The sequence below is a fragment of the Pseudomonas batumici genome, from assembly GCF_036585405.1.
Classification (GTDB): Bacteria; Pseudomonadota; Gammaproteobacteria; order Pseudomonadales; family Pseudomonadaceae; genus Aquipseudomonas; species Aquipseudomonas batumici.
In genome coordinates, this window is record NZ_CP144470.1 from 6,140,453 (window position 1) to 6,164,773 (window position 24,321).

General features: G+C 63.2%; 26 protein-coding genes. 15 read left to right on the forward strand and 11 right to left on the reverse strand.

Annotated elements, in window-relative coordinates:
• Positions 1-6: 6 nt before the first annotated feature.
• Together NUH87_RS28120 and NUH87_RS28125 are read right to left on the reverse strand one after the other, a co-directional pair.
• Complete coding sequence (locus NUH87_RS28120) at positions 7-603, reverse strand: helix-turn-helix domain-containing protein (protein WP_338523562.1); 597 nt, start codon at positions 601-603, stop codon at positions 7-9.
• A 65-nt stretch (positions 604-668) separates the two neighbouring features.
• Entirely contained in the window at positions 669-2,636 is a 1,968-nt protein-coding gene (locus NUH87_RS28125) for an FAD-dependent oxidoreductase (protein WP_338523563.1), read from the reverse strand.
• Positions 2,637-2,843: 207 nt separating this feature from the next.
• Here NUH87_RS28125 and NUH87_RS28130 point away from each other — a divergent pair, with 207 nt between their 5' ends.
• Positions 2,844-3,887 carry an ABC transporter substrate-binding protein gene (locus NUH87_RS28130; protein ID WP_338523564.1) on the forward strand — a complete coding sequence of 348 codons (1,044 nt, stop codon included), beginning with the start codon at positions 2,844-2,846 and terminating at the stop codon, positions 3,885-3,887.
• 74 nt (positions 3,888-3,961) lie between these two features.
• On the forward strand, positions 3,962-4,744 hold the full coding sequence (locus NUH87_RS28135; protein WP_338523565.1) for a class II aldolase/adducin family protein: 783 nt from the start codon (positions 3,962-3,964) through the stop codon (positions 4,742-4,744).
• A 61-nt stretch (positions 4,745-4,805) separates the two neighbouring features.
• On the opposite strand, the gene lpdA is transcribed toward NUH87_RS28135, so the two are convergent.
• From lpdA to NUH87_RS28155, 4 genes are read right to left on the reverse strand one after another with little or no spacing between them, the layout of a single operon-like run.
• Complete coding sequence (gene lpdA, locus NUH87_RS28140) at positions 4,806-6,194, reverse strand: dihydrolipoyl dehydrogenase (RefSeq protein WP_338523566.1); 1,389 nt, start codon at positions 6,192-6,194, stop codon at positions 4,806-4,808.
• Between the two features lie 2 nt (positions 6,195-6,196).
• Positions 6,197-7,483 carry a dihydrolipoamide acetyltransferase family protein gene (locus NUH87_RS28145; protein ID WP_338523567.1) on the reverse strand — a complete coding sequence of 429 codons (1,287 nt, stop codon included), beginning with the start codon at positions 7,481-7,483 and terminating at the stop codon, positions 6,197-6,199.
• Positions 7,484-8,539, reverse strand: coding sequence for an alpha-ketoacid dehydrogenase subunit beta (locus NUH87_RS28150; protein WP_338523568.1), 1,056 nt, complete (start codon positions 8,537-8,539; stop codon positions 7,484-7,486).
• Positions 8,540-8,543: 4 nt separating this feature from the next.
• Positions 8,544-9,779 carry a 3-methyl-2-oxobutanoate dehydrogenase (2-methylpropanoyl-transferring) subunit alpha gene (locus NUH87_RS28155; protein WP_040069151.1) on the reverse strand — a complete coding sequence of 412 codons (1,236 nt, stop codon included), beginning with the start codon at positions 9,777-9,779 and terminating at the stop codon, positions 8,544-8,546.
• A 195-nt stretch (positions 9,780-9,974) separates the two neighbouring features.
• Between NUH87_RS28155 and bkdR the strand changes: the two genes are divergently transcribed.
• Positions 9,975-10,463 carry a Bkd operon transcriptional regulator BkdR gene (gene bkdR, locus NUH87_RS28160; protein ID WP_040069147.1) on the forward strand — a complete coding sequence of 163 codons (489 nt, stop codon included), beginning with the start codon at positions 9,975-9,977 and terminating at the stop codon, positions 10,461-10,463.
• Between the two features lie 123 nt (positions 10,464-10,586).
• On the opposite strand, the gene csrA is transcribed toward bkdR, so the two are convergent.
• Complete coding sequence (gene csrA, locus NUH87_RS28165; RefSeq protein ID WP_040069145.1) at positions 10,587-10,778, reverse strand: carbon storage regulator CsrA; 192 nt, start codon at positions 10,776-10,778, stop codon at positions 10,587-10,589.
• 250 nt (positions 10,779-11,028) lie between these two features.
• On the opposite strand from csrA, the gene NUH87_RS28170 reads away from it, so the two are divergent.
• Positions 11,029-11,409: a hypothetical protein gene (locus tag NUH87_RS28170; protein WP_338523569.1), complete on the forward strand. Its 381-nt coding sequence runs from the start codon at positions 11,029-11,031 to the stop codon at positions 11,407-11,409.
• A 3-nt stretch (positions 11,410-11,412) separates the two neighbouring features.
• Here the strand turns inward: NUH87_RS28170 and NUH87_RS28175 are convergent, their stop codons facing one another.
• Together NUH87_RS28175 and NUH87_RS28180 are read right to left on the reverse strand one after the other, a co-directional pair.
• Positions 11,413-12,102: an endonuclease I family protein gene (locus NUH87_RS28175; protein WP_338523570.1), complete on the reverse strand. Its 690-nt coding sequence runs from the start codon at positions 12,100-12,102 to the stop codon at positions 11,413-11,415.
• Between the two features lie 4 nt (positions 12,103-12,106).
• Complete coding sequence (locus NUH87_RS28180; RefSeq protein ID WP_040069141.1) at positions 12,107-12,385, reverse strand: DUF1654 domain-containing protein; 279 nt, start codon at positions 12,383-12,385, stop codon at positions 12,107-12,109.
• Between the two features lie 360 nt (positions 12,386-12,745).
• On the opposite strand from NUH87_RS28180, the gene NUH87_RS28185 reads away from it, so the two are divergent.
• From NUH87_RS28185 to NUH87_RS28225, 9 genes are all read left to right on the forward strand, one after another.
• Complete coding sequence (locus tag NUH87_RS28185) at positions 12,746-13,702, forward strand: sugar ABC transporter substrate-binding protein (RefSeq protein WP_040069140.1); 957 nt, start codon at positions 12,746-12,748, stop codon at positions 13,700-13,702.
• A gap of 57 nt (positions 13,703-13,759) precedes the next feature.
• Positions 13,760-15,313 (forward strand): sugar ABC transporter ATP-binding protein, encoded by a 1,554-nt coding sequence (locus NUH87_RS28190; RefSeq protein WP_338523571.1) that lies wholly within the window; start codon positions 13,760-13,762, stop codon positions 15,311-15,313.
• A complete protein-coding gene (locus NUH87_RS28195; RefSeq protein ID WP_338523572.1) occupies positions 15,310-16,293 on the forward strand; it encodes an ABC transporter permease in 984 nt (327 codons plus the stop codon). The genes NUH87_RS28190 and NUH87_RS28195 overlap by 4 nt, the downstream gene beginning before the upstream one ends.
• Positions 16,294-16,296: 3 nt before the next feature.
• The gene (locus NUH87_RS28200) at positions 16,297-17,316 is read left to right on the forward strand and encodes a LacI family DNA-binding transcriptional regulator (RefSeq protein WP_338523573.1); all 1,020 of its coding nucleotides are present in this window, start codon (positions 16,297-16,299) and stop codon (positions 17,314-17,316) included.
• 23 nt (positions 17,317-17,339) lie between these two features.
• On the forward strand, positions 17,340-18,260 hold the full coding sequence (rbsK, locus tag NUH87_RS28205; protein WP_338523574.1) for a ribokinase: 921 nt from the start codon (positions 17,340-17,342) through the stop codon (positions 18,258-18,260).
• On the forward strand, positions 18,257-18,661 hold the full coding sequence (gene rbsD / locus NUH87_RS28210; RefSeq protein ID WP_338523575.1) for a D-ribose pyranase: 405 nt from the start codon (positions 18,257-18,259) through the stop codon (positions 18,659-18,661). Before rbsK ends, rbsD begins: the two co-directional genes overlap by 4 nt.
• A gap of 46 nt (positions 18,662-18,707) precedes the next feature.
• Positions 18,708-19,736, forward strand: coding sequence for a nucleoside hydrolase (locus NUH87_RS28215; protein ID WP_338523576.1), 1,029 nt, complete (start codon positions 18,708-18,710; stop codon positions 19,734-19,736).
• 5 nt (positions 19,737-19,741) lie between these two features.
• Positions 19,742-20,047, forward strand: a complete 306-nt coding sequence (locus NUH87_RS28220; protein ID WP_338523577.1) for a hypothetical protein — start codon at positions 19,742-19,744, stop codon at positions 20,045-20,047.
• 170 nt (positions 20,048-20,217) lie between these two features.
• Entirely contained in the window at positions 20,218-20,550 is a 333-nt protein-coding gene (locus NUH87_RS28225) for an I78 family peptidase inhibitor (RefSeq protein WP_040069120.1), read from the forward strand.
• Positions 20,551-20,622: 72 nt separating this feature from the next.
• Here NUH87_RS28225 and NUH87_RS28230 read toward each other — a convergent pair whose 3' ends face one another.
• Both NUH87_RS28230 and NUH87_RS28235 read right to left on the reverse strand, forming a co-directional pair.
• A complete protein-coding gene (locus NUH87_RS28230; protein WP_003179963.1) occupies positions 20,623-20,835 on the reverse strand; it encodes a cold-shock protein in 213 nt (70 codons plus the stop codon).
• 293 nt (positions 20,836-21,128) lie between these two features.
• A complete protein-coding gene (locus tag NUH87_RS28235; protein WP_338523578.1) occupies positions 21,129-21,428 on the reverse strand; it encodes a hypothetical protein in 300 nt (99 codons plus the stop codon).
• A 371-nt stretch (positions 21,429-21,799) separates the two neighbouring features.
• Between NUH87_RS28235 and thrS the strand changes: the two genes are divergently transcribed.
• Both thrS and infC read left to right on the forward strand, forming a co-directional pair.
• Positions 21,800-23,722: a threonine--tRNA ligase gene (gene thrS / locus NUH87_RS28240; protein WP_338523579.1), complete on the forward strand. Its 1,923-nt coding sequence runs from the start codon at positions 21,800-21,802 to the stop codon at positions 23,720-23,722.
• Entirely contained in the window at positions 23,722-24,273 is a 552-nt protein-coding gene (gene infC / locus NUH87_RS28245) for a translation initiation factor IF-3 (RefSeq protein WP_209437187.1), read from the forward strand. The genes thrS and infC overlap by 1 nt, the downstream gene beginning before the upstream one ends.
• The last annotated feature ends 48 nt before the right edge of the window (positions 24,274-24,321 follow it).

Genomic DNA, 24,321 nt, shown 5'->3' on the forward strand with positions numbered 1-24,321 from the left:
CTTGAGTTAGAACGTCGGCGGTGTGATGACCCAGATGACCACGGCATCGACTTCGCCGGGGTTGCCGTAGCGGTGCGGTTCCTGGCTGGAGAAGCTGAAGCTGTCGCCCTCGGCCAGCTGGAAGTGGCGATCGCCGACCCACAGTTCGAAGATCCCGGACAGCAGGTAGCCGGCTTCTTCGCCTTCGTGGCTGTAGCTTTGCTGGCTGTAGGTGCCCGGCGGGAAGCGTGAGTGGAGGATTTCCAGCTGGCGGTTGGGTTGCGGGGTCAGCAACTGGTCGACGATGCCGTCTTCGTAGTGCACGCTCAGGCGGCTGTTCTTGCGTACCACATAGCCGTTGTCTTCGGGGGCGGTGGTGGCTTCGCTGGCGAAGAACCACTGGATGGTCACGCCCAGGCTGCGGGCGATATTGAACAGGGCCGGGATCGAGGGGTAGGCGAGGTTGCGCTCCAGCTGGCTGATATAGCCGGCGGTGAGTTCGGCCTGGGTCGCCAGTTCGCTCAGGGTCATGCCCCGGCGTTTGCGCAGGCCGCGGATGCGCGTACCGAGAAACTGCGGGCCCGTGGCGGCGCTGTCGCCGGCGGGCGTTGGGGCGTTGCTCATGGCCTGCTCCAATCCTTGAAAGGGCCGCAGTATAAGGCACTTGTCGGGTGCCGGGGATGTGGCGATCAGATCTCCCAGGCCACCTTCAACCCTTCGTAGATCGCTTCCTCCACCGTACGCGGGGCCAGGCAATCGCCGATCCGGCGGAACTCCACCAGCCCCTGCAGCTCGTCGCCGAGGGTATCGACCGGTTGATGCCCCTGGCACAACACCAGGGTGTCGACCTCTTCGAACAGCATCGGCTCGCCGCTGGCGGTATGTTGCAGGTACACGGTGCTGTCGTCGCAGCCATAAAGCCGGGCATAGGGTGTGATGGGAATGCCGAGGCGGTGCAGCTCGCCGGCCAGTTGATCGCGCACATACAGCGGCAGGCTCTCGCCGCAGTGGGTGCCATTGACCGCCAGCCGGACCTGGTGCCCGGCCCGCACCAGGCGCTCGGCGATGCCCGGTCCGATCCAGTCGCAACGCCAGTCGACCACCACCACCGAGCGGCCGATCTTCACTTCGTCACGCAGCACCTGCCAGGCATCCACCACCTGCAGTTCGCCGCCGCGTTCGAAGGCTGGCCAGTAAGGTTCGGCGCCGGTGGCGACGATCACCAGGTCCGGCTTCTCACGCTCCACCAGCGCCCGGTCGACCCGGGTATTGCGCACCACCCGCACACCGGCCAGTTCCATTTCCCGTTGCAGATTGGTGCTGGCACCACCGAACTCGCTACGCCGTGGCAGCAACTGCGCCAGCAACACCTGGCCGCCCAACTGCGAGGAGGCTTCATACAAGGTCACCTCATGCCCGCGCTGCGCCGCCACGGCCGCCGCCTTCATGCCCGCCGGACCACCGCCGGCAATCATCACGCGCTTGCGCTTGCGCTTGGCCGTGGCGGTCAATTGCCCGTACTGCAACTCGCGACCGGTTTCCGGGTGCTGGATACAACTGATCGGCAGGCCCTTGTGGAAGTGGCCGATGCAGGCCTGGTTGCAGGCGATGCAGGCGCGGATATCGTCGCTGTGGCCGCTGTCGGTCTTGTTCGGCATCTGCGGGTCGCAGATCAGCGCCCGGGTCATGCCGCAGACATCGGCCTGGCCACGGGACAGGATCAGTTCGGCCTCCTGGGGCTGGTTGATCCGTCCGGTGACGAACAAGGGTATCGACAGGCTGGCCTTGAAGGTGCCGGCTTCCTTGGCCAGGTAGGCGGCTTCGATGGCCATCGGCGGGACGATATGCACCGCGCCGCCAAGGGAGGCCGAGGTCCCGGCGACGATGTGCACGTAGTCCAGTTCGCCTTGCAGTTGCACCACGGCAGCCAGGGATTCGTCCTCGGTCAGGCCTTCGGCGTCGCGCTCGTCGGCGGAAATCCGCAGGCCGACGATGAACTGCTCGTCGGTGGCCGCGCGCACGGCGGCGAGCACTTCCCGCAGGAATCGCAGGCGCTGTTCCAGCTCGCCGTTGTAGCCGTCGCTGCGCCGATTGACCCGCGGGTTGAGGAACTGCGCCGGCAGGTAGCCGTGGCTGGCGACCACTTCCACGCCGTCGATACCGGCCTGGTGCAAACGGCGCGCAGCCGCCGCGTAGCCGCCGACGATCTCGTCGATCATCGCCTGGTCCAGCGCCCGCGGCATGACCCGGAAGCGCTCGTTGGGCACGCCGGACGCCGAGTAGGCGACCGCCAGCAGGCCGTCGCTGGACTCCATGATTTCCCGGCCCGGATGGAAGATCTGCGACAGCACCAGGGTGCCGTGGGCATGACAGGTTTCGGCCAGCCGCCGATAGCCGTCGATGCAGGCATCGTCGGTGGCCATCAGCACATGGGAGGTGTAGCGCGCACTGTCGTGAACCCCCGCCACCTGCAACACGATCAACCCGACACCCCCCTCGGCGCGGGCCCGGTGATAGGCGATCAGCTGTTCGTTGACCCGGTTGTCGGTCGGCATGGAGGTGTCGTGCCCGCTGGACATGATGCGGTTCTTCAGGCGCTTGCCGCGGATCTGCAAGGGTTCGAACAGATGACGAAAGGCGTGCGGGGACGTCGACATGGCAAGGCTCCAGGCGGCCCGGGATCAAGGACGGGCGGTCGTTATTGTTTGTTCATGAAAATTTACCTGTAGTAAAAAATCAACTTGTTTTTTTACTTTGCGTTGCGTAGCTTCGAATGACGCCCGGGACCTGGGCGTACCTCATACAACAAGAAAATGGATCACCCCGCGCCCAAGGCCCGGGGGATACCGCACGAGGACTCATCGATGAAATCGAACACCCGCAGGTACGGTTTTTATCCCTTGCTCCTGACGCTTGCCCTGGGCAGTGCCCAGGCCGGCCAGGACATGGTGGTGGTCGGCTACGGCGGCGCCGGGCAGAAGGCCCAGGACACGGCGTTCTTCCAGCCTTTCAGCGCCAAGGACGGCAGCAAGCTGATCCAGAGCGAATACAACGGTGAAATGGCCAAGATCAAGGTCATGGTCGACACCGGCAGCGTTGACTGGGACGTGGTGCAGATCGAAGGACCGGACCTGCTGCGCGGGTGTGACGAAGGCATGTACGAGCGCCTCGACTGGAAGCAATTGGGGCATGCCGGGCAACTGATCCCCGACGCCGCCCAGGACTGCGGTTCGGCGGCGCTGGTGTGGAGTGTCGCCATCGCCTACGACACCGACAAGGTGGTGCGGGCGCCGGCCTCCTGGGCCGACTTCTGGGACGTCAAGACCTTTCCCGGCAAGCGCGGCCTGCGCAAGCGCGCGGTGTACAACCTGGAGTTCGCGCTGATGGCGGATGGGGTGAAGGCCGAGGACGTGTACACGGTGTTGAGCACGCCCAAGGGGGTCGACCGCGCCTTTGCCAAGCTGGACCAGCTCAAGCCCTACATCCAGTGGTGGGAGGCGGGTGCCCAGCCGGCGCAGTGGCTGATGGCCGGCGATGTGGTCATGACCTCGACCTACAGCGGACGTGTGGCCGCCGCCGCCCAGCAGGGCAGTCACCTCGCCCTGGTCTGGCCGCAGAGCCTGTACGGCATGGACTACTGGGCGATCATCAAGGGCTCGAAGCACGTCGACCAGGCCAAGCGCTTCATTGCCTTTGCCAACCAGGCGGATGCCCAGGTCAACTACGTGCGGCAGATTCCCTACGGTCCGACCAATACCGAGGCCGCCGCCAAGCTGGATCCGGGCCTGGCGAAATGGGTGCCGACGGCGCCGCAGAACCTCAAGGGTGCACTGTCGATGAACGTGGCGTTCTGGGTCGACCACGGCGAGGAGCTCGAAGAACGTTTCAATGCCTGGGCAAGCAAGTAAAGTAGGGCAGCCGGGCGCCTCGCGGGCGTACCGGCTGCCCGATCCGATCCATCCTGCCTGAAGGAGTCACCCGCTTGAACGACCTTCTGCACAGCGCCGCGCCGGCGGCTATCGAACGTCAATTGCGCGAGCAACTGGCGGCCTGTTACCGGTTGATTGCGCACTTTCGCATGACCGACCTGATCTTCACCCATATCTCCCTGCGTCTGCCGGGGCCCGAGCATCATTTCCTGATCAACCCGTATGGGCTGATGTTCGAGGAAATCACTGCGTCGAGCCTGGTGAAGATCGGCCTGGACGGACGGGCCGTGGAGGATTCGCCGTATCCGGTGAATCCGGCCGGGTTCGTGATCCACAGTGCGATTCATGGCGCCCGCGAGGATGCGCAGTGCGTGTTGCACACCCATACCCGGGCGGGTTGCGCGGTGGCGGCGCTCAAGTGCGGCCTGTTGCCGGTGAACCAGATTTCCATGGAGTTCTACGGGCGTACGGCCTATCACGACTATGAAGGCGTGGCGCTGGACATGGACGAGCAGGCCCGCCTGGTGCACGACCTGGGGGACAAGTCGGTGATGGTGCTGCGCAACCACGGCCTGTTGAGCGTGGGGGATACGGTGGGCCAGGCCTTCCTGCGCATGTATTACCTGGAAAAAGCCTGCGAGATCCAGGTCACGGCCCAGGCCTGTGGCGAACTGGTCGTGCCGTCCCACGAGGTGTGCGCGCATACCGAGCGGCAGTTCAATGATCCGGGGCGGCCGGTGGAGGAGGGGCAGTTGACCGACCCGGGCGCCATGGAACTGGCCTGGGCGGCGATGTTGCGCTTGCTGGATCGAGTGGCGCCGGACTATCGGGACTGACCACGATACCCCCCTGTAGGAGCCGAGCAAGCTCGGCTCCTACAGGTCAGGTTTCAGCGGGTTACAGGTGCAAGGCATGCCCCAATGCCCGCAGCGCCGCTTCCTGCACCGCTTCACCCAAGGTCGGATGGGCATGGATGGTCCCGGCGATATCTTCCAGGCAGGCCCCCATTTCCAGGGACTGGCCGAACGCCGCCGCCAGTTCCGATACCCCGACACCCACCGCCTGCCAGCCGACAATCAGGTGATTGTCACGCCGCGCCACCACTCGCACGAAACCGCTTTTCGATTCCAGGGTCATGGCCCGCCCGTTGGCGGCAAACGGGAAACTCGACACCAGGCAATCCAGCCCGTCCGCCTTGGCCTCGTCCGGCGTCTTGCCGACCACCACCAGCTCGGGATCGGTAAAGCACACCGCCGCAATCGCGGTCGGATTGAACTCTCGATGCTGGCCGGCAATCAGCTCGGCAACCATTTCGCCCTGAGCCATGGCCCGGTGCGCCAGCATCGGCTCGCCGGTCAGGTCGCCGATGGCCCAGACATTGCGCATGCTGGTGTGGCAACGGTTGTCGATCTTGATCGCCGCGCCGTTCATCTCCAGCGCCAGGGCCTCCAGGTTCCAGCCCTGGGTCCGCGGCTTGCGTCCCACGGCCACCAGCACCTGGTCGGTGGCGATCTTCAGGATTTGCCCCTGGGGATCGCGCACCTCCAGGGTGCTCGACGTGGCATCGAAACCTTCGACGCTATGCCCCAGGTGCACGGTGATGCCCAGGGCCTTGATCGACTCGGCCACCGGCTGGGTCAGTTCGCGGTCGTAGGTCGGCAGGATCCGCTCGCGGGCCTCGACCACCGTCACTTCGGCGCCGAGCTTGCGGTAGGCAATCCCCAGTTCCAGGCCGATGTAGCCGGCGCCGACCACGGTCAGGCGCTTGGGAATCGAAGTCGGGGCCAGGGCCTCGGTGGAGGAGATGATCGGCCCGCCGATCGGCAGCATCGGCAGGTTCACGGTCTGCGAACCGCTGGCCAGCAGCAGGTGTTCGCACTGGATGCGCAGGCCGTCGACCTCGACGTGCTTGCCGTCGATGACCTTGGCCCAGCCATGGATCACCTTGACGCCGTGCTTCTTCAGCAGCGACGCGACGCCGGTGGTCAGGCGGTCGACGATGCCGTCCTTCCATTCGACGCTCTTGCCGATGTCCAGGGTCGGTGCCGAGACCTTGATCCCCAGCGGCGAGGCGTTGCCACTGTAGCCCTGGGTGGTATGGAACTGCTCGGCCACATGGATCAGCGCCTTGGACGGAATGCAGCCGACGTTCAGGCAGGTGCCGCCCAGCGCCTGGCCTTCCACCAGCACGGTGGGAATGCCCAGCTGGCCGGCACGAATGGCCGCGACATAACCGCCGGGGCCGCCGCCGATGATCAACAGGGTGGTGTTTTGGGTCTGTTGCATGATCACTCCACAAACAGGCTGGCGGGTTGTTCGAGCAAGCCGCGAATGGCCTGGATGAATTGGGCCGCGTCCATGCCGTCGACCACCCGGTGATCGAAGGAGCTGGACAGGTTCATCATCTTGCGGATGACGATCTGGCCCTTGATGACCATGGGCCGCTCGACGATGCGGTTGACCCCGACAATGGCCACTTCCGGCAGGTTCAGCACCGGCGTGCTGACGATCCCGCCCAACGCCCCGAGGCTGGTCAGGGTGATGGTCGAGCCGGACATCTCCTCGCGGCTGGCCTTGCCACTACGGGCGGCCTGGGCCAGGCGATTGATCTCGTTGGAGGTGCCCCACAGGTTGAGGCTCTCGGCGTGGCGCACCACCGGCACCATCAGGCCGCCGTCGGTCTGCGCGGCGACCCCGACATGCACCGCGCCATGGCGGGTGATGACCTGGGCATCGTCGTCGTAACGTACGTTGATCTGCGGGAAGTCCCGCAGGGCCACGACCATCGCCCGCACCAGGAACGGCAGCAGGGTCAGCTTGCCGCGACTATCGCCGTACTTGTGGTTCAGGTGGACCCGCAGCTCTTCCAGGGCGGTGACGTCGACTTCCTCGACATAGCTGAAATGCGCGGCGCGGCGCTTGGCGTCCTGCATGCGCTGGGCGATCTTGCGGCGCAGGCCGATCACCGGGATCTGCTGTTCGTCGGTGCGCTTGGCGTAGCTGGCGACGGCGGGTGCCGGTTGGTCGGCCTGGGCCAGGTAGGCATCAAGGTCGTCGTGCAGGATGCGTCCGGCCGGGCCGCTGCCGTGGACGAAACGCAGTTCGATCCCGGCATCCCAGGCGCGCTTGCGCACGGCCGGGGAGGCCAGCGGACGCTCGTCGGCGGCACGCGCCACGGGGGCCGGGCGGGCGGCCACGGGAGCGCTCGATGCCGGTTTGGCGGCGGGTTTGCTCGGGGCCTCGGGGGCGGCGAGCGGCTTTTCCGCGACGACGGCCGGGGCGGCTTTCGGCGCTGGCGCCGGCGCTTCAGCGCCTTCGCGCACGTTGCCGGCGCCTTCCACTTCGATGCTGATCAGCACGCTGCCGACCGCCATGACTTCACCGGGCACGCCGCCCAGGGCAATCACCTTGCCGTGGACCGGCGAGGGAATGTCGACCATGGCCTTGTCGGTCATGACGTCCGCCAGCACCTGGTCTTCGACCACCAGGTCGCCGACCTGCACGTGCCATTGCGACAGTTCTACTTCTGCGATGCCTTCGCCGATGTCCGGCATCTTGATGACATGAGTACCCATTCAGACCTCCATGACCCGTTTCAAGGCCGCACCGACACGCGTCGGACCTGGGAAATAAGCCCATTCCTGTGCGTGGGGGTAAGGCGTGTCCCAGCCGGTGACGCGCTCGATCGGTGCCTCCAGGTAATGGAAGCAGTGCTCCTGGACCAGCGCGATCAGCTCGGCGCCGAAGCCGCAGGTGCGGGTGGCTTCGTGGACGACGACGCAACGACGGGTTTTCTTCACGGAATTGACGATGGTTTCCAAGTCCAGCGGCCAGAGGCTGCGCAGGTCGATGACTTCGGCGTCGACCCCGGTTTCCTCGGCGGCGGCCTGGGCCACGTAGACGGTGGTGCCGTAGGTGAGGACGGTCACTTCGCTACCGGGGCGGGCGATGGCGGCGCAGTCCAGCGGCACCGTGTAGTAGCCCTCGGGCACGGCGCTGGCCGGGTGCTTGGACCATGGCGTTACCGGACGCTCGTGATGGCCGTCGAACGGGCCGTTGTACAGGCGCTTGGGCTCGAGGAAGATCACCGGGTCATCGTTCTCGATGGCGGCGATCAGCAGGCCCTTGGCGTCATAGGGGTTGGACGGCATCACTGTGCGCAGGCCGCAGACCTGGGTGAACATCGCCTCCGGGCTCTGGCTGTGGGTCTGGCCGCCGTAGATGCCACCGCCGCAGGGCATGCGCAGGGTCATCGGCACGCTGAACTCGCCGGCGGAGCGGTAGCGGATACGCGCCGCTTCCGAGACGATCTGGTCGGAGGCGGGGTAGAAGTAGTCGGCGAACTGGATTTCCGCCACCGGGCGCAGGCCATAGGCGCCCATGCCGACGGCGACGCCGACGATGCCGCTTTCCGAGATCGGTGCGTCGAATACCCGCGAGGTGCCGTACCGGCTCTGCAGGCCTTCGGTGCAGCGGAACACGCCGCCGAAGTAGCCGACGTCCTGGCCGAATACCACCACGTTGTCGTCGCGCTCGAGCATCACATCCATGGCCGAGCGCAGGGCCTGGATCATGGTCATGGTGCTGGTAGCCACGGCGTTCTCCGTTTGTAGTTTGCTGTGATCGTTCATCGGCTTATAACCCCAATTCCTGGCGCTGCCGACGCAGATGGTCGGGCATTTCCTTGTAGACGTCTTCGAAGATGCTCGCGGCGCTGGGTATGTGCCCGCCGGACAAGGTGCCGTACTGTTCGGCCTCCTTCTGCGCGGCGATGATCTCGGCTTCCAGTTCGGCGCTGACCGCGGCGTGTTCCTCTTCGGACCACTGGCCGATGGCGATCAGGTGCTGCTTGAGGCGCATGATCGGGTCGCCCAGGGGGAAGTGGCTCCAGTCGTCGGCGGGACGGTACTTGGACGGATCGTCGGAGGTGGAGTGCGGACCCGCGCGGTAGGTGACCCACTCGATCAGGGTCGGCCCGAGGTTGCGCCGGGCGCGTTCGGCGGCCCAGGCGGAGGCCGCGTAGACCGCGATGAAGTCGTTGCCGTCGACCCGCAGCGAAGCGATGCCGCAACCCACGCCACGCCCGGCGAAGGTGGTGGCTTCACCGCCGGCGATGGCCTGGAAGGTGGAGATCGCCCACTGGTTGTTGACCACGTTGAGGATCACCGGGGCGCGGTAGACGTGGGCGAAGGTCAGGGCGGTGTGGAAGTCCGACTCGGCGGTGGCGCCGTCGCCGATCCAGCCGGAGGCGATCTTGGTATCGCCCTTGATCGCCGAGGCCATGCCCCAGCCGACGGCCTGGACGAACTGGGTGGCGAGGTTGCCGGAAATGGTGAAGAAACCGTGGTCACGGACCGAGTACATGATTGGCAGCTGCCGGCCCTTGAGCGGATCGCGCTCGTTGGACAGCAGTTGGCAGATCATGTCCACCAGCGGTACTTCCCGGGCCATCAGGATGCTCTGCTGGCGGTAGGTGGGGAAGCACATGTCGTCGAGGTTCAGGGCCAGGGCCTGGGCGCTGCCGATGGCTTCCTCGCCGAGGCTCTGCATGTAGAACGACATCTTTTTCTGGCGCTGGGCAACCACCATGCGCGTGTCGAAGATGCGGGTTTTGAGCATGGCGCGCATGCCCTGGCGCATGATCGCCACTGGCACGCCTTCGGCCCAGGGGCCGAGGGCCTGGCCCTGGTCGTCGAGCACACGGATCAGGCCCTTGGCCAGGTCGGCGGTGTCGGCGGGTTCCACGTCGATCGGGGGTTTGCGGACCTGGCCGGCATCGGTCAGGCGCAGGTAGCTGAAGTCGGTCTTGCAACCGGGACGCCCTGAAGGTTCAGGAACGTGCAGGCGCAGCGGTTCGTACGCTGGGGTCATGGCTTTCTACGCTCTATCTTGTGAATTTCTTGTAGTGGGCGCGCTAGCTGGCAATCATTCCCTGGGTAAGGGAAATCTTGTCCTACAACAATCATAGGCCGGACTCAGAAGAATATTTCTCTCTGTTTCATTGCACTCAAGACGATTTGCAGATAAAAAAACTGCATAACCATAAAAAACAGGTGTTTTTGTCTCATGCGCAAACTGGATCGCACTGACATCGGGATTCTCAACAGCCTTCAGGAGAATGCCCGCATTACCAACGCCGACCTCGCGCGTTCAGTCAACCTGTCGCCGACGCCGTGCTTCAACCGGGTCAAGGCCATGGAAGAGTTGGGGCTGATTCGCGAGCAGGTGACCTTGCTCGATCCGGAATTGCTCGGGCTGCACGTCAACGTGTTCATCCATGTCAGCCTGGAAAAGCAGGTGGAAGAGGCCTTGCAGCATTTCGAGGCGGCAATTGCCGATCGACCGGAAGTGATGGAGTGCTACCTGATGGCCGGGGATCCGGACTATCTGATCCGCGTGCTGGTGCCGACGATCCAGTCGTTGGAGCGGTTCATGATGGATTTTCTGACCAAGGTGCCGGGGGTGGCGAACATCCGCTCGAGTTTTGCCCTCAAGCAGGTGCGCTACAAGACGGCGCTGCCGTTGCCGGCGGGCGGTCTGATCCTGGGCAGTTGAGAACCTGGGGCCGTTGAGAACGTAGCCCGGTTGGGCACGTCGCTGAGCCAGTAGCGAGGAGAGGGGGGAAGCTTTCGTCAGCCGCGACCCTGGTACGGCAGGGCTGACGAGGGAGCGGGCTGCTTACTTTGGTTCTTTGTCACCGGCAGACAGGCCGGCCTGGATACGCTGGTAAATCTCTTCACGATGCACGGCAACGTCCTTGGGGGCGTTGATGCCTATCCGGACTTGCTGGCCGCTAACGCCCAGAATCGTGATCGTGATGTTGTCACCGATGTTGATGCTTTCACCGACTTTGCGGGTGAGTATCAGCATGTCTTTCTCCTTGAATATTACTAAGGTGCCTTTCTCAGGCATTCCTGGCTTAGGTCTTACACACAGAATACCGCTAAGTGCATCCGAACGGGTGGTTCATTACAGGCGTCATTTCATTCCATTTAATTCCCCGGGGTCGGAAAACCGTCGGTAATTCAGCCTGATAAGACCCGAGCAGCCAGTGGAACGAGGTTAAGACAGGCTGCAAGGTGATAAAATCACATTAACTGATGATTACGGGAGACGCCTTGTGCGCAGAATAGCAGTGATGGTGGCATTCGTGGTGCTGGCCGGTTGCGGCGACGGCTCGGGAAACAAGGTCGAGCCGGCGAAAGTGGCCTCGACACCGGCGGCGGTGGTGGCGCCTGCGACCGGTTGGGACCTGCTGATCAAGGACGACAAGTCCAAGGCCCTGACCGACTGGACGGCCTGGCTGATCGAGCACGGTTATCCGTTCAAGATCCTCGACAATGGCCAGGTGATTGCCGGACCGTTCGCGACCCAGGCCATTGCCGAGCAGAAAAAGGCGCAGCTGGCCGACAAGCAGCAGATGGACTCCGAGGTGGTGGAGCACAAGGCGCCTGCCGCCAGCCCTGCGCAAGATACCGCCGCGCCCGCTACCGGCTATTGATCCTCAGCCGCAGGCCTTGAGGTTCACCGGCCCGACGAACTCGTTGCCGTGGCCCATGACACAGGCCACGCTCTGGTTGCGCTGGCGTTCCCAGGCCTGGACCGGATAGGTCTTGTTCCAGGCTTCATACAGCTGCCGATCCTGTTTCGACAAGCGCAGGCCGTACTGCTTGCTCATGTAGAAATAGGTGCGGGCGATCATGCCGCGAATGGACGGGCGCGGCATGACCTTCTTGGCCTTGAAGTCGACCTGGGTCAGGCAGGCGCCGTATTGTCCCTTCTGCACCGGCAACCAGCCGAAGCTGAAGTTGCTGCGGTCGCCGTTGACCTCGCCGATGCTCGGCACCAGGTTGTGCAGGTCGGCCTCGGCGCGCTGGTAGGTCTTGTCGTTCTGGCTGCAACTCTTGCGTCCGCCCTGTTGCCAGCACTGGCGCTGATGGCCGATCTGCCAGGCCGGGACAATGTGTTCCCACTCGATGCGCGCCGCCCGCTGGGCATTCTTGCGTGGCACATAGCCGCAGGCCGCCAGGTCAACCCGGTTGCCGTTGTACTTGCAGCCGCAATAGAACTCCGTGGACTGCGGCGCGTAGAGCCTCCAGGCGACTTTCTTGGCTTCGGCGAAGGTACGTGGTGCCTCCGCCTGGGCCGACAGCACACAGAAAAAACACAGCAGGGCGATAACGCGGACAATCATTGGTTCAGTCTTCCTTCGGCACAACCCAGAAAATCTGTATGCCACCGTCGTCGCGGTAGGCCAGGGTGACGTTGTCGTTCTCGGCGATTTCCTCGAGCAGTCGCTCCCACTCGTCCACCGGTTCGTCCGGCAGGCGAAAGAGCAGGGCGGCCTTGGCGTTTTGGGCGGTGGGCGAGTTGATGATTTTCTGTACGCGCAGGCCCATGCGTTCGTAGGTGCTGGGCGCGGAGGAAGCTGAAGTTGGGTTTGCCACGGAACAATCCTTAATTAGCTGTACGTGCATACAGTATTTAACTGTAGGTCATTTCGCAACTGTCAGGGAGTGGTGAGGTGCTTCTGACAGCGTCTTTTGCGATTTGGTGTACGCCAATCGAAAAAATTATCTGATTTTACAGAGAGATGCGTAGCGGATCGGCCGGCCGCCGGGCTCAGGCAAGGGGGGAATCCTTGCCCGACCTCGTCGGGATTTTCGCGATTGTCAGACTGGCGACTATGCTGTGACGGACCGTTGACAAATCCCCGCAAGATTCGCATAGTTGGATGACGCAAACGTTTGCGCGAACTCTTTCCAGGGCTGTGCACACGCATTTCCCGTCACGCTCCTGGCGTTGCTCACAACAATCATAAGATCCGGAGTAAACCCATGAAGTTGCCATTCGCTGGACGTCTTCTTGCTGTCGCCGTACTGGCTGCCGCCTCCGCTACCTTGCCGCTGTCCCAGGCCTTCGCCGCCGATGCCGCCAAGCCCAAGGTCGGCCTGGTGATGAAATCCCTGGCCAACGAGTTCTTCCGCACCATGGAAGACGGCGCCAAGGACTACCAGAAAGCCCACGCCGCCGATTTCGACCTGGTCTCCAACGGCATCAAGAACGAAACCGACACCACCGCGCAGATCGACATCGTCAACCAGATGATCGTCTCCAAGGTCAACGCCATCGTCATCGCCCCGGCCGACTCCAAGGCCATGGTCTCGGTGATCAAGAAAGCCAAGGATGCCGGGATCGTCGTCATCAACATCGACAACCAGCTCGACGCCGGCGTGCTGAAAAGCAAGGGCATCGAAGTGCCGTTCGTAGGGCCTGACAACCGCAAGGGCGCGCGCCTGGTGGGCGAGTACCTGGGCAAGCAACTGAAGGCGGGTGACGAGGTCGGCATCATCGAAGGCGTGTCCACCACCACCAACGCCCAGATGCGCACCGCCGGTTTCACCGACGCGATGAAGGCCGCGGACATGAAGATCGTCTCCGTGCAGTCCGGCGACTGGGAAATCGACAAGGGCAACGCGGTCGCCTCGGCGATGCTCAACGAATACCCGAACCTCAAGGCGCTGCTGGCCGGCAACGACAGCATGGCCCTGGGCGCCGTCTCCGCCGTGCGTTCGGCAGGCAAGGCCGGCAAGGTGCAGGTGGTCGGCTATGACAACATCAATGCCATCAAACCGATGCTCCAGGACGGTCGCGTGCTCGCCACCGCCGACCAGTTCGCCGCCAAGCAGGCGGTGTTCGGCATCGAAACCGCACTGAAAGTCATCAAGGGCGAAAAAGTCGACAGCAAGGACGGCGTGATCGAAACCCCGGTCGAGCTGGTACTCAAGAAGTAAACCCCTCGCGGTTCAATGGTGCCCGCTCGTCCTGAGCGGGCGCATGGAGACTTTCCTATGTCATCTTCCGCTCCGAACGCTGTCCTGTCGGTCAGCGGTATCGGCAAGACCTATGCGCAACCCGTTCTCAGCAACATCGACCTGACGTTGCTGCGCGGCGAAGTGCTGGCGCTGACCGGTGAAAACGGTGCTGGCAAAAGCACCTTGTCGAAGATCATCGGCGGGCTGGTCACACCGACCACCGGGCAGATGCTGTTCAATGGCCGCGCCTATGTGCCGGGCAGCCGGACCCACGCCGAAGAGCAGGGCATCCGCATGGTCATGCAGGAGCTCAATCTGCTGCCGACCCTGTCCGTGGCGGAAAACCTGTTCCTCGACAACCTGCCCAACCGCGCAGGGTGGATCAGCCGCAAGCAGTTGCGCAGCGCCGCCATCGAGGCCATGGCCCAGGTCGGCCTCGAGGCCATCGACCCGGACACCCTGGTTGGCGATCTGGGCATCGGGCACCAGCAGATGGTGGAAATCGCCCGCAACCTGATCGGCGATTGCCACGTGCTGATTCTCGATGAGCCGACCGCGATGCTCACGGCCCGCGAAGTCGAAATGCTCTTCGATCAGATCACCCGCCTGCAGGCCCGTGGCGTGGCGATCATCTATATCTCCCACCGGCTCGAAGAACTGGCCCGGGTCGCCCAGCGCATCGCGGTATTGCGCGACGGCAACCTGGTCTGCGTCGAGCCGATGGCCAATTACAACAGCGAGCAACTGGTCAACCTGATGGTCGGCCGCGAGCTGGGCGAACATATCGACATGGGCGTGCGCAAGATCGGCGCGCCGGCCTTGACGGTCAAGGGCCTGAGCCGTTCGGACAAGGTCCTCGACGTCTCCTTCGAGGTCCGTGCCGGTGAGATCTTCGGTATCTCCGGCCTGATCGGCGCCGGCCGCACCGAGCTGCTGCGGTTGATCTATGGCGCGGACAGTGCCGACAGCGGCACGGTGGCCCTCGGCTCGCCGGCCAAGGTCGCGGACATTCGTTCGCCGGTGGATGCGGTCCGCCATGGCATCGCCCTGATCACCGAGGATCGCAAGGGCGAGGGGCTGCTGCTGACACAATCCATCAGCGCCAATATCGCCCTAGGCAACATGCCGGCGATTTCCAGCGCCGGGCTGGTCAACGGGCGTGACGAGTCGGCGCTGGCGCAGCGTCAGATCGACGCCATGCGCATTCGCAGTTCCAGTCCCGATCAATTGGTGTCCGAGCTGTCCGGTGGCAACCAGCAGAAGGTGGTGATCGGCCGTTGGCTGGAGCGCGACTGCACGGTGTTGCTGTTCGATGAGCCGACCCGCGGGATCGACGTCGGCGCCAAGTTCGATATCTATGCCTTGCTGGGTGAACTGACCCGCCAGGGCAAGGCGCTGGTGGTGGTTTCCAGCGACCTGCGCGAGCTGATGCTGATCTGCGACCGCATCGGCGTGCTGTCCGCCGGGCGCCTGATCGAGACCTTCGAGCGTGATGCCTGGACCCAGGACGAGTTGCTCGCCGCCGCCTTCGCCGGCTACCAAAAACGTGATGCGCTGCTCCACGAAGCGGCGCCCAGGAATACCCCATGAAAACTGTATCTGTTGCTGTTGCCGGCAAGACCTCGCGTAATTTCTATGGCCTGGGCACCTACCTGGGCCTGGCGGGCGCCTTGCTCGCCATGATCATCCTGTTTTCCAGCCTGAGCAGTCATTTCCTGTCCTATGACACCTTCAGCACCCTGGCCAACCAGATTCCCGACCTGATGGTCCTGGCGGTGGGCATGACCTTCGTGCTGATCATCGGCGGCATCGACCTGTCGGTGGGCTCGGTGCTGGCCCTGGCGGCCTCGGCGGTCAGCGTGGCGATCCTCGGTTGGGGTTGGGGCGTGTGGCCGGCCGCCGTGTTGGGCATGGGCTGCGCGGCGTTGGCCGGCACCGTGACCGGTTCGATCACCGTGGCCTGGCGCATTCCCTCGTTCATCGTGTCCCTGGGCGTGCTGGAAATGGCCCGGGGTCTGGCCTACCAGATGACCGGCTCGCGCACCGCCTATATCGGCGACTCGTTCGCCTGGCTGTCCAACCCGGTGGCCGTCGGTATTTCGCCGTCGTTCATCATCGCCTTGCTGGTGATCATCGTCGCCCAACTGGTGCTGACGCGGACCGTGTTCGGCCGCTACCTGATCGGCATCGGCACCAACGAGGAAGCCGTGCGCCTGGCGGGGATCAATCCCAAGCCCTACAAGATCCTGGTGTTCAGCCTGATGGGCCTGCTGGCCGGTGTCGCCGCGCTGTTCCAGATCTCCCGCCTGGAAGCGGCGGACCCGAACGCCGGCTCCGGCCTGGAACTGCAGGTGATCGCCGCGGTGGTGATCGGCGGGACCAGCCTGATGGGCGGTCGCGGTTCGGTGATCAGCACCTTCTTCGGTGTACTGATCATCTCCGTGCTGGCGGCGGGACTGGCGCAGATCGGCGCCACCGAGCCGACCAAGCGCATCATCACCGGCGCGGTGATCGTGATCGCGGTGGTGCTGGACACCTACCGCAGTCAACGCGCCCGTCGGCGGAGCTGAGGCATGGCAACCATCAAGGATGTGGCGGCGTTGGCCGGGATCTCCTACACCACGGTGTCCCATGTGCTGAACAGGACGCGGCCGGTCAGCGACAAGGTGCGGCTCAAGGTCGAGGCGGCGATCGCCCAGCTCGACTATGTGCCCAGCGCCGTGGCGCGTTCGTTGAAAGCCAAGACCACCGCGACCATCGGCCTGCTGGTGCCCAATAGCCTCAACCCGTACTTCGCCGAGCTGGCGCGGGGGATCGAGGATTACTGCGAGCGCAACAACTACTGCGTGATCCTCTGCAACTCCGACGACGACCCGGACAAGCAGCGCAGCTACCTGCGGGTGCTGCTGGAGAAACGGGTCGACGGCCTGATCGTCGCCTCCACCGGCGGCGATGACAGCCTCGGCGCCGGATTGGCGGCGGTGCACACGCCCATCGTGATTGTCGACCGGGGCATTGCCGGGATCGAAACCGACCTGGTGCGCATCGACCACGAGGAGGGCGCCTACCTGGCCACCCGGCACTTGCTGGAGCTGGGGCATCGGGCGATTGCCTTTATCGGCGGCCCGGCCGATACCAGCGTGGCGCAGATGCGTCTGGCCGGTTATCGACGGGCCCTGGCGCAGGCGGCGGTGCAGGTGCCCGAGCGTTGGGTGCTGGAAAGCGACTTCACCAGCACCGGCGGTTATCGGGCGGCGGCCTTGCTCCTGGAAGGGGACCGGCCCAGCGCGATTTTCGCCGGTAACGACATGCTTGGTATCGGTGTGTTGCGGGCGGCGGCGGAGCGCAATATCCGCGTGCCCAGCGAGCTGTCGGTGATCGGCTTCGACGATATCCAGATGAGCCGCTATGTCTATCCGGCGTTGACCACGGTCGGCCAGTCGATTCTCCAGTTGGGGGAAACGGCGGCGGAAATGCTCTTGAACAGAATCGCAACGCCGCTCCTGGCTGTTGATCGGCGGATCGTGACGCCGAGTATCGTCCTGCGCGAATCGACGGGCCCGGTGCCGGGCGTGTTTGCGCAATACCGCTGAATCGAATTGATGGGTACTGGTGTATGCAAGCAAAAGTAGTGGTGGTGGGCAGCCTCAACATGGACCTGGTCACCCGTGCCGAACGCCTGCCACGGGCGGGTGAGACCCTGGTGGGCCAGTCGTTCGCCACGGTGTCCGGCGGCAAGGGTGCGAACCAGGCCGTGGCGGCCGCTCGCCTGGGTGCCACGGTGTCGATGATCGGTTGCGTGGGGGACGATGCCTACGGTCCGCAACTGCGCGATGCGCTGGTGGCCGAGGGCATTGATTGCCAGGCCGTCAGCGTGGCGGCGGGGGTGTCCAGTGGCGTCGCGCTGATCGTCGTCGACGACAACAGCCAGAACGCCATCGTGATCGTTGCCGGCGGAAATGGTTGCCTTTCCCCTGAAATGCTCAAAGGCTTTGATGCGGTGCTCCAGGACGCGGATGTGATCATCTGCCAGTTGGAGGTGCCGATGGACACCGTCGGCTACGTACTCAAGCGCGGGCGCGAATTGGGCAAGACGGTGATCCTCAATCCGGCGCCGGCCAGCGCGCCGTTGCCGGCCGACTGGTATGCCTCGATCGACTACCTGATTCCCAATGAAAGCGAGGCCTCAGCCCTCAGCGGCCTGCCGGTGGACTCCCTGGAGAGTGCCCGGGCCGCCGCCGCCCAACTGATGGCCGCCGGGGCAGGGAAGGTGATCATTACCCTCGGCGCCCAGGGTTCGCTGTTCGCCGACGGCGAGGGTTTTGCGCATTTCCCGGCGCCCAAGGTCAAGGCGCTCGACACCACGGCGGCCGGCGACACCTTTGTCGGCGGTTTCGCCGCGGCCCTGGCCCGAGGGCAGGGCGAGGCCGAGGCGATTCGCTTTGGCCAGGTCGCGGCGGCGCTGTCGGTGACCCGTGCCGGTGCCCAGCCGTCCATTCCCCACTTGTCCGATGTCCAGGGTTTCAAATCGCCATGAAAAAGACACCGCTGCTCAATATCGCCCTGTCACGCCTGATCGCCTCCCTAGGCCATGGCGACATGCTGGTCATCGGCGACGCCGGCCTGCCGGTTCCGCCGGGCGTGGAACTGATCGACCTGGCCCTGACCCAGGGCATTCCTGACTTCGTCAGCACCTTGCGCACGGTGCTCAGCGAAATGCAGGTGGAGAGCCATGTGCTGGCCGAGGAAATCCTGCTCAAGCGTCCGCCGGCCCTGGAACACCTCGACGCACTGAACGTCCAGGGCGCCATGGGGCAGCGGCGCCTGCTCAGCCATGAAGAATTCAAGGTGCTCAGCCGCACGGCCAGGGCGGTGGTGCGCACCGGCGAATGCCAGCCTTATTGCAACGTCGTGCTGGTGGCCGGCGTGACCTTCTAGTTTTTCTTTCCCGCACAAGCTTTCTTTCCCGCACAAGGAGTGTGCCATGCAACGCTATGCTCAGATCTTGCAACATTGGTTTCGGAGTCTGCTGATTTTGTCCTTGCTCACTGCTACAGGCGCCCAGGCGGCGGAAAAAATCGACCTGATCATCGACACCGATCCGGGCGCCGACGATGTGGTGGCCTTGCTGTTCGCCCTGGCCTCGCCGCAGGAATTGAATATTCGCGCGTTGACCACCGTGGCCGGCAACGTGCGTCTGGACAAGACTTCGCGCAATGCCCGACTGGCCCGCGAGTGGGCCGGGCGCGAAGAGGTGCCGGTGTATGCCGGTGCGCCCAAGCCGCTGCTGCGCACGCCGATCTATGCCGAGAATATCCACGGCAAGGAAGGCCTCTCCGGCGTGACCGTCCACGAACCCAAGGCCGGCCTGGCCAAGGGCAATGCCGTCAACTTCCTGATCGAGACCCTGCGGGCGGCCAAGCCCCACAGCATCACCATTGCCATGCTCGGGCCGCAGACCAACCTGGCGCTGGCCTTGACCCAGGATCCGGAGATCACCCAGGGCATCAAGGAAGTGGTGGTCATGGGCGGCGCGCACTTCAACGGCGGCAACATCACCCCGGTCGCCGAGTTCAACCTGTTCGCCGACCCGCAGGCCGCCGAAGTGGTGCTCAAGAGCGGCGTCAAGCTGACCTACCTGCCACTGGACGTGACCCACAAGATCCTCACCAGCGATGAACGCCTGGAGAAGATCGCGGCGTTGAACAACAACGCCAGCAAGGTGGTCGGTAATATCCTCAACGAGTACGTCAAGGGCGACATGGAGCACTACGGTATTCCCGGCGGCCCGGTACACGACGCCACCGTCATCGCCTACCTGCTCAATCCCGAGCTGTTCAGCGGACGTCAGGTCAACATGCAGATCGACAGCCGTGAAGGCCCGACCTTCGGCCAGACCATCGTCGACTGGTACGACGGCCTGAAGCAGGCCAAGAACGTGTTCTGGGTCGAGAATGGCAATGCCCAGGGCTTCTTCGACTTGCTGACCGAGCGCCTGGCGCGCCTCAAGTGAATCCCATGCAGATCGATCTGAACAACCCCGACAACCTGACCCTGGACGCCGTGCGCCAGATGCTCGCGGCGGCCAGCGACGAGATGCATACCCAGTTGCGCGTGACCCGTTCGGGCATCGCGTACATTTCCTCGGGAGTTGTCGGCGGCGCGCAGATCGACGGCCTGCTGTTCCGCCTGGAAACCTGGGCGGCGGGCTCCGGCTACGTCGGCAAGGTCGCGGCCGCCGACGAGGTCTGGGTCATGCAGGTGTTCAATGCCCTGCAGCAGAACTGGCCCAACCCGCCCTTCGACTACATCGACATCTACTGAGCGACATCACCCGTTAATATTCAGTCACGATTCCCTGGGGAAGTCGCTCGACAGGTCAGGCAGACTTGTCGGTCGCCGAAGTCGGAATCGACGTGTCTGGCACCTTGGGTGCAACCAATGGCGAAAGTCGCGGTCGCACTCACTCTACCTATTATTTGAAAGGAGGCTCCATGCCTTGGAAGCTTGCATCCCTGGGGGCGCTGTTCGCCTTGTCGGTACTGGCCGGTTGCACCACCAGCGCGTCGTCCGCGGCTAAAGAGTCGGCTGCGCCCAAGGACTCGGTCACCCAGGCCGGTGACGGTCGTTGCGAGGCCAAAGGGGCCGATTTCGCCATTGGCCAGTCGGCCTCCGCCGCACTGCTGGAGCAGGCCCGCAGCCGCACCGGCGCGCAGAGCGCCCGGGTCCTGGGACCCGACGACATGGTGACCCTGGAGTACCGCTCGGACCGTCTGAACCTCAACACCGACAGCAGCGGCAAGATCATTCGCGCCAACTGCGGTTAAGGCCTCCGGGCTTTTCCAGCGCCCATAAAAAACCCCGTCGCATGGACGGGGTTTTTTCAGTTCGCGGAAAACTTACTCCGGACGAACCTGTGCAGCTTGCATACCCTTTTGGCCTTTCTCAGCCACGAAGGAAACGGTTTGGCCTTCTTTCAGGCTTTTGAAACCGTCGCTTTCGATAGCTTTGAAGTGTACGAACAGGTCGTCACCGCCACCTTGAGGAGTGATGAAGCCGAAGCCTTTTTCATCGTTGAACCATTTTACGGTGCCGGTTTGGCGATTAGACATGGTGTATCTCCAAGAAACATATATTTTCAGTAGTACTGTGCTGCTCAGGCCAACTGGGCACACTGGGCTATCATAGTCGAAATGTTCGACTTGGGAGCCCCCCCTGGCGGCGGATTGCCCGTCAGGCGTGCCCCGTTTAGCTGTCAGATTGGCTGAAAGCCCCGGTTTTAAAGGCTTTCAGCCGACAGGACAGCCCCTAAAAAAACCCATAAAAGCTGCGTAAATATTGATAAAAATCATGCTTTCGCGCTTTTTTCACTCCGCTTGAGGCCTAAAAGGCTCCTGATGGCGGGTTACTTCTGCACCTTGCACACGGCGATTTCGTTCAGGGCGCGGGTCCGCAGCTCGGCGGGCGGCAGCGTCTTGGAGTTCATCAGTTGCTGGATTTCCTGGGTGGTGAACTTCTTCTCCAGCACATCGGCGCCGCAAGTGCAGTGCTGCTTGGCGACGGTGGCGTTGACGCTCTGGCTGGCCGCGCCAATGCAATCTTTCATGTAGGCGTCCTTGGCGCCGGCGGGCCAGGCGGCCTGCGCGCTCAAGGGCAGCAGCAGGGCGAGCGGGGCGGCGAAGGCGAAGAGGTGAGTCAGGCGCATGTTCGGGTACTCCTTGGAAACGGGCGGATATGCTGTTGCTTTGTGTTTGAGCGGCAGAGCGGGGCGCAAGTTCACCCGCAAGGCAGAAACCCCTGCAACTTTAGCAGGTTGCGAACGAGGCGATGACCGTTCATCTGTGCTAGCATCCACGCCTTGGCTATTTTCGGTATCCCTTGCGTGTCTTGCGCTCGATGCCGCGCCATCAACCCTTTTTTGAACTCCAGTCACTCTGGTTCGTTTCCGGTTGGCCTTGCGGCTCCTGCCACTGTGCGGCAGGCGTTTTTCATAAACGGCTGGACGAATCGCGTACTGGCTGCTCATCCCAACCCACGTGACCTTTGGTAGGGGTCACCACTAGGAGAGGAGGCGCCATGCCCACTATTACTCTTCCCGACGGCAGTCAACGTTCGTTCGATCACCCGGTTTCCGTAGCCGAAGTCGCCGCTTCCATCGGCGCCGGCCTGGCCAAGGCCACCGTGGCCGGCAAGGTCAACGGCAAGCTGGTCGACGCCTGCGACCCGATCGACAGCGACGCCACCCTGCAGATCATCACGCCCAAGGACGAAGAGGGGCTGGAGATCATTCGCCACTCTTGCGCCCACCTGGTTGGCCACGCGGTCAAGCAGCTGTACCCGACGGCGAAAATGGTGATCGGTCCGGTCATCGATGAAGGTTTTTATTACGATATCGCCTATGAGCGTCCGTTCACCCCGGACGACCTGGCCGCGATCGAGCAGCGCATGCAACTGCTGATCGAAAAAGACTACGACGTGATCAAGAAGGTCACGCCGCGCGCCGAAGTGATCGAGGTGTTCACCCAGCGTGGCGAAGACTACAAGCTGCGCCTGGTCGAAGACATGCCGAATGAACAGGCCATGGGCCTGTACTACCACGAAGAATACGTCGACATGTGCCGTGGCCCGCACGTGCCGAACACCCGTTTCCTGAAATCGTTCAAGCTGACCAAGCTGTCTGGTGCCTACTGGCGCGGCGATGCCAAGAACGAGCAGTTGCAGCGCGTCTACGGCACCGCCTGGGCCGACAAGAAGCAGCTGGCTGCCTACATCCAGCGGATCGAAGAAGCGGAAAAGCGCGACCACCGCAAGATCGGCAAGCGCCTGGGCCTGTTCCATACCCAGGAAGAAGCGCCGGGCATGGTGTTCTGGCACCCTAACGGCTGGACCCTGTACCAGGTGCTCGAGCAGTACATGCGCAAGGTGCAGCGTGAGAACGGCTACCTGGAGATCAAGACCCCGCAAGTGGTCGATCGCTCCCTGTGGGAGAAGTCCGGGCACTGGGCCAACTACGCCGACAACATGTTCACCACCGAGTCGGAAAGCCGCGACTACGCCATCAAGCCGATGAACTGCCCGTGCCACGTGCAGGTGTTCAACCAGGGCCTGAAGAGCTACCGCGAGCTGCCGATGCGCCTGGCCGAGTTCGGTGCCTGCCACCGTAACGAGCCGTCGGGTGCGCTGCACGGCATCATGCGCGTACGCGCCTTTACCCAGGACGACGCCCACATCTTCTGCACCGAAGAGCAGATGCAGGCTGAATCCGCGGCGTTCATCAAGCTGACCATGGATGTCTATGCCGACTTCGGCTTCAAGGACATTGAAATGAAGCTGTCCACGCGTCCCGAGAAGCGCGTGGGCTCCGATGAGCTGTGGGATCGCGCCGAAAGCGCACTGGCCGCCGCGCTGGACAGCGCCGGCCTGCCGTATGACCTGCAACCGGGCGAAGGGGCGTTCTACGGTCCGAAAATCGAATTTTCGCTCAAGGACTGTCTCGGTCGCGTGTGGCAGTGTGGTACCCTGCAGCTCGATTTCAACCTGCCGATCCGTCTGGGCGCCGAATACGTGTCCGAAGACAACAGCCGCAAGCACCCGGTCATGCTGCACCGCGCGATCCTCGGTTCCTTCGAGCGTTTCGTCGGAATTCTGATCGAGCACTACGAGGGCGCGTTCCCTGCGTGGCTGGCGCCGACCCAGGCCGTGGTGATGAACATCACCGACAAGCAGGCTGATTTTGCCCTCGAGGTGGAAAAAACTCTGGCCGAAAGCGGATTCCGTGCCAAGTCCGACTTGAGAAATGAAAAAATTGGCTTTAAAATCCGCGAGCATACTTTGCTCAAGGTTCCCTATCTTTTGGTTATCGGAGATCGGGAAGTCGAGATGCAGACCGTCGCTGTGCGTACTCGTGAAGGTGCAGACCTGGGCTCGATGCCCGTCGCCCGGTTCGCCGAGTTCCTCGCGCAAGCGGTTTCCCGGCGTGGTCGCCCAGATTCGGAGTAATTATTATTAAGCGTGAAATGAGACAAGATAAACGAGCTGCACCGAAAGCCCCGATCAACGAGAATATCTCGGCACGCGAGGTTCGGTTAATTGGCGCTGATGGCGAGCAGATTGGCATCGTCTCGATTGATGAAGCGCTTCGGATTGCCGAAGAAGCCAAGCTGGATCTGGTGGAGATTTCCGCCGATGCAGTGCCACCCGTCTGCCGGGTGATGGACTACGGCAAGTCGATTTTCGAAAAGAAAAAGCAAATTGCTGCTGCGAAGAAAAACCAGAAGCAAGTGCAGGTTAAAGAAATCAAGTTTCGTCCAGGGACGGAGGAAGGGGATTACCAGGTAAAACTGCGCAACCTGGTACGTTTCCTGAGTGACGGGGACAGGGCCAAGGTTTCCTTGAGATTCCGCGGTCGTGAGATGGCCCACCAGGAGCTGGGGATGGAGCTGCTCAAGCGGGTTGAAACTGACCTGCAGGAGTACGGCTCGGTCGAACAGCATCCTAAGATGGAAGGACGCCAGCTGATCATGGTCATCGCCCCGAAAAAGAAGAAGTAACCACCAGGGCACGGCAGGCCTTGCGGTTATGTTTATCAACTGAATGCG

Excerpts from the sequence above, each read along its gene's own strand:
- NUH87_RS28155 (WP_040069151.1), bottom strand. The coding sequence starts at position 9,779 with ATGACCCCAGCGTACGAACCGCTGCGCCTGCACGTTCCTGAACCTTCA.
- NUH87_RS28220 (WP_338523577.1), top strand. The coding sequence starts at position 19,742 with ATGCAGATCGATCTGAACAACCCCGACAACCTGACCCTGGACGCCGTG.
- NUH87_RS28200 (WP_338523573.1), top strand. The coding sequence starts at position 16,297 with ATGGCAACCATCAAGGATGTGGCGGCGTTGGCCGGGATCTCCTACACC.
- NUH87_RS28125 (WP_338523563.1), bottom strand. The coding sequence starts at position 2,636 with ATGTCGACGTCCCCGCACGCCTTTCGTCATCTGTTCGAACCCTTGCAG.
- NUH87_RS28145 (WP_338523567.1), bottom strand. The coding sequence starts at position 7,483 with ATGGGTACTCATGTCATCAAGATGCCGGACATCGGCGAAGGCATCGCA.
- lpdA (WP_338523566.1), bottom strand. The coding sequence starts at position 6,194 with ATGCAACAGACCCAAAACACCACCCTGTTGATCATCGGCGGCGGCCCC.
- NUH87_RS28230 (WP_003179963.1), bottom strand. The coding sequence starts at position 20,835 with ATGTCTAATCGCCAAACCGGCACCGTAAAATGGTTCAACGATGAAAAA.
- NUH87_RS28190 (WP_338523571.1), top strand. The coding sequence starts at position 13,760 with ATGTCATCTTCCGCTCCGAACGCTGTCCTGTCGGTCAGCGGTATCGGC.
- NUH87_RS28195 (WP_338523572.1), top strand. The coding sequence starts at position 15,310 with ATGAAAACTGTATCTGTTGCTGTTGCCGGCAAGACCTCGCGTAATTTC.
- NUH87_RS28215 (WP_338523576.1), top strand. The coding sequence starts at position 18,708 with ATGCAACGCTATGCTCAGATCTTGCAACATTGGTTTCGGAGTCTGCTG.
- NUH87_RS28225 (WP_040069120.1), top strand. The coding sequence starts at position 20,218 with ATGCCTTGGAAGCTTGCATCCCTGGGGGCGCTGTTCGCCTTGTCGGTA.
- bkdR (WP_040069147.1), top strand. The coding sequence starts at position 9,975 with ATGCGCAAACTGGATCGCACTGACATCGGGATTCTCAACAGCCTTCAG.
- NUH87_RS28185 (WP_040069140.1), top strand. The coding sequence starts at position 12,746 with ATGAAGTTGCCATTCGCTGGACGTCTTCTTGCTGTCGCCGTACTGGCT.
- rbsK (WP_338523574.1), top strand. The coding sequence starts at position 17,340 with ATGCAAGCAAAAGTAGTGGTGGTGGGCAGCCTCAACATGGACCTGGTC.
- NUH87_RS28180 (WP_040069141.1), bottom strand. The coding sequence starts at position 12,385 with ATGCACGTACAGCTAATTAAGGATTGTTCCGTGGCAAACCCAACTTCA.
- NUH87_RS28175 (WP_338523570.1), bottom strand. The coding sequence starts at position 12,102 with ATGATTGTCCGCGTTATCGCCCTGCTGTGTTTTTTCTGTGTGCTGTCG.
- NUH87_RS28235 (WP_338523578.1), bottom strand. The coding sequence starts at position 21,428 with ATGCGCCTGACTCACCTCTTCGCCTTCGCCGCCCCGCTCGCCCTGCTG.
- NUH87_RS28150 (WP_338523568.1), bottom strand. The coding sequence starts at position 8,539 with ATGAACGATCACAGCAAACTACAAACGGAGAACGCCGTGGCTACCAGC.
- NUH87_RS28130 (WP_338523564.1), top strand. The coding sequence starts at position 2,844 with ATGAAATCGAACACCCGCAGGTACGGTTTTTATCCCTTGCTCCTGACG.
- NUH87_RS28120 (WP_338523562.1), bottom strand. The coding sequence starts at position 603 with ATGAGCAACGCCCCAACGCCCGCCGGCGACAGCGCCGCCACGGGCCCG.
- rbsD (WP_338523575.1), top strand. The coding sequence starts at position 18,257 with ATGAAAAAGACACCGCTGCTCAATATCGCCCTGTCACGCCTGATCGCC.
- csrA (WP_040069145.1), bottom strand. The coding sequence starts at position 10,778 with ATGCTGATACTCACCCGCAAAGTCGGTGAAAGCATCAACATCGGTGAC.
- thrS (WP_338523579.1), top strand. The coding sequence starts at position 21,800 with ATGCCCACTATTACTCTTCCCGACGGCAGTCAACGTTCGTTCGATCAC.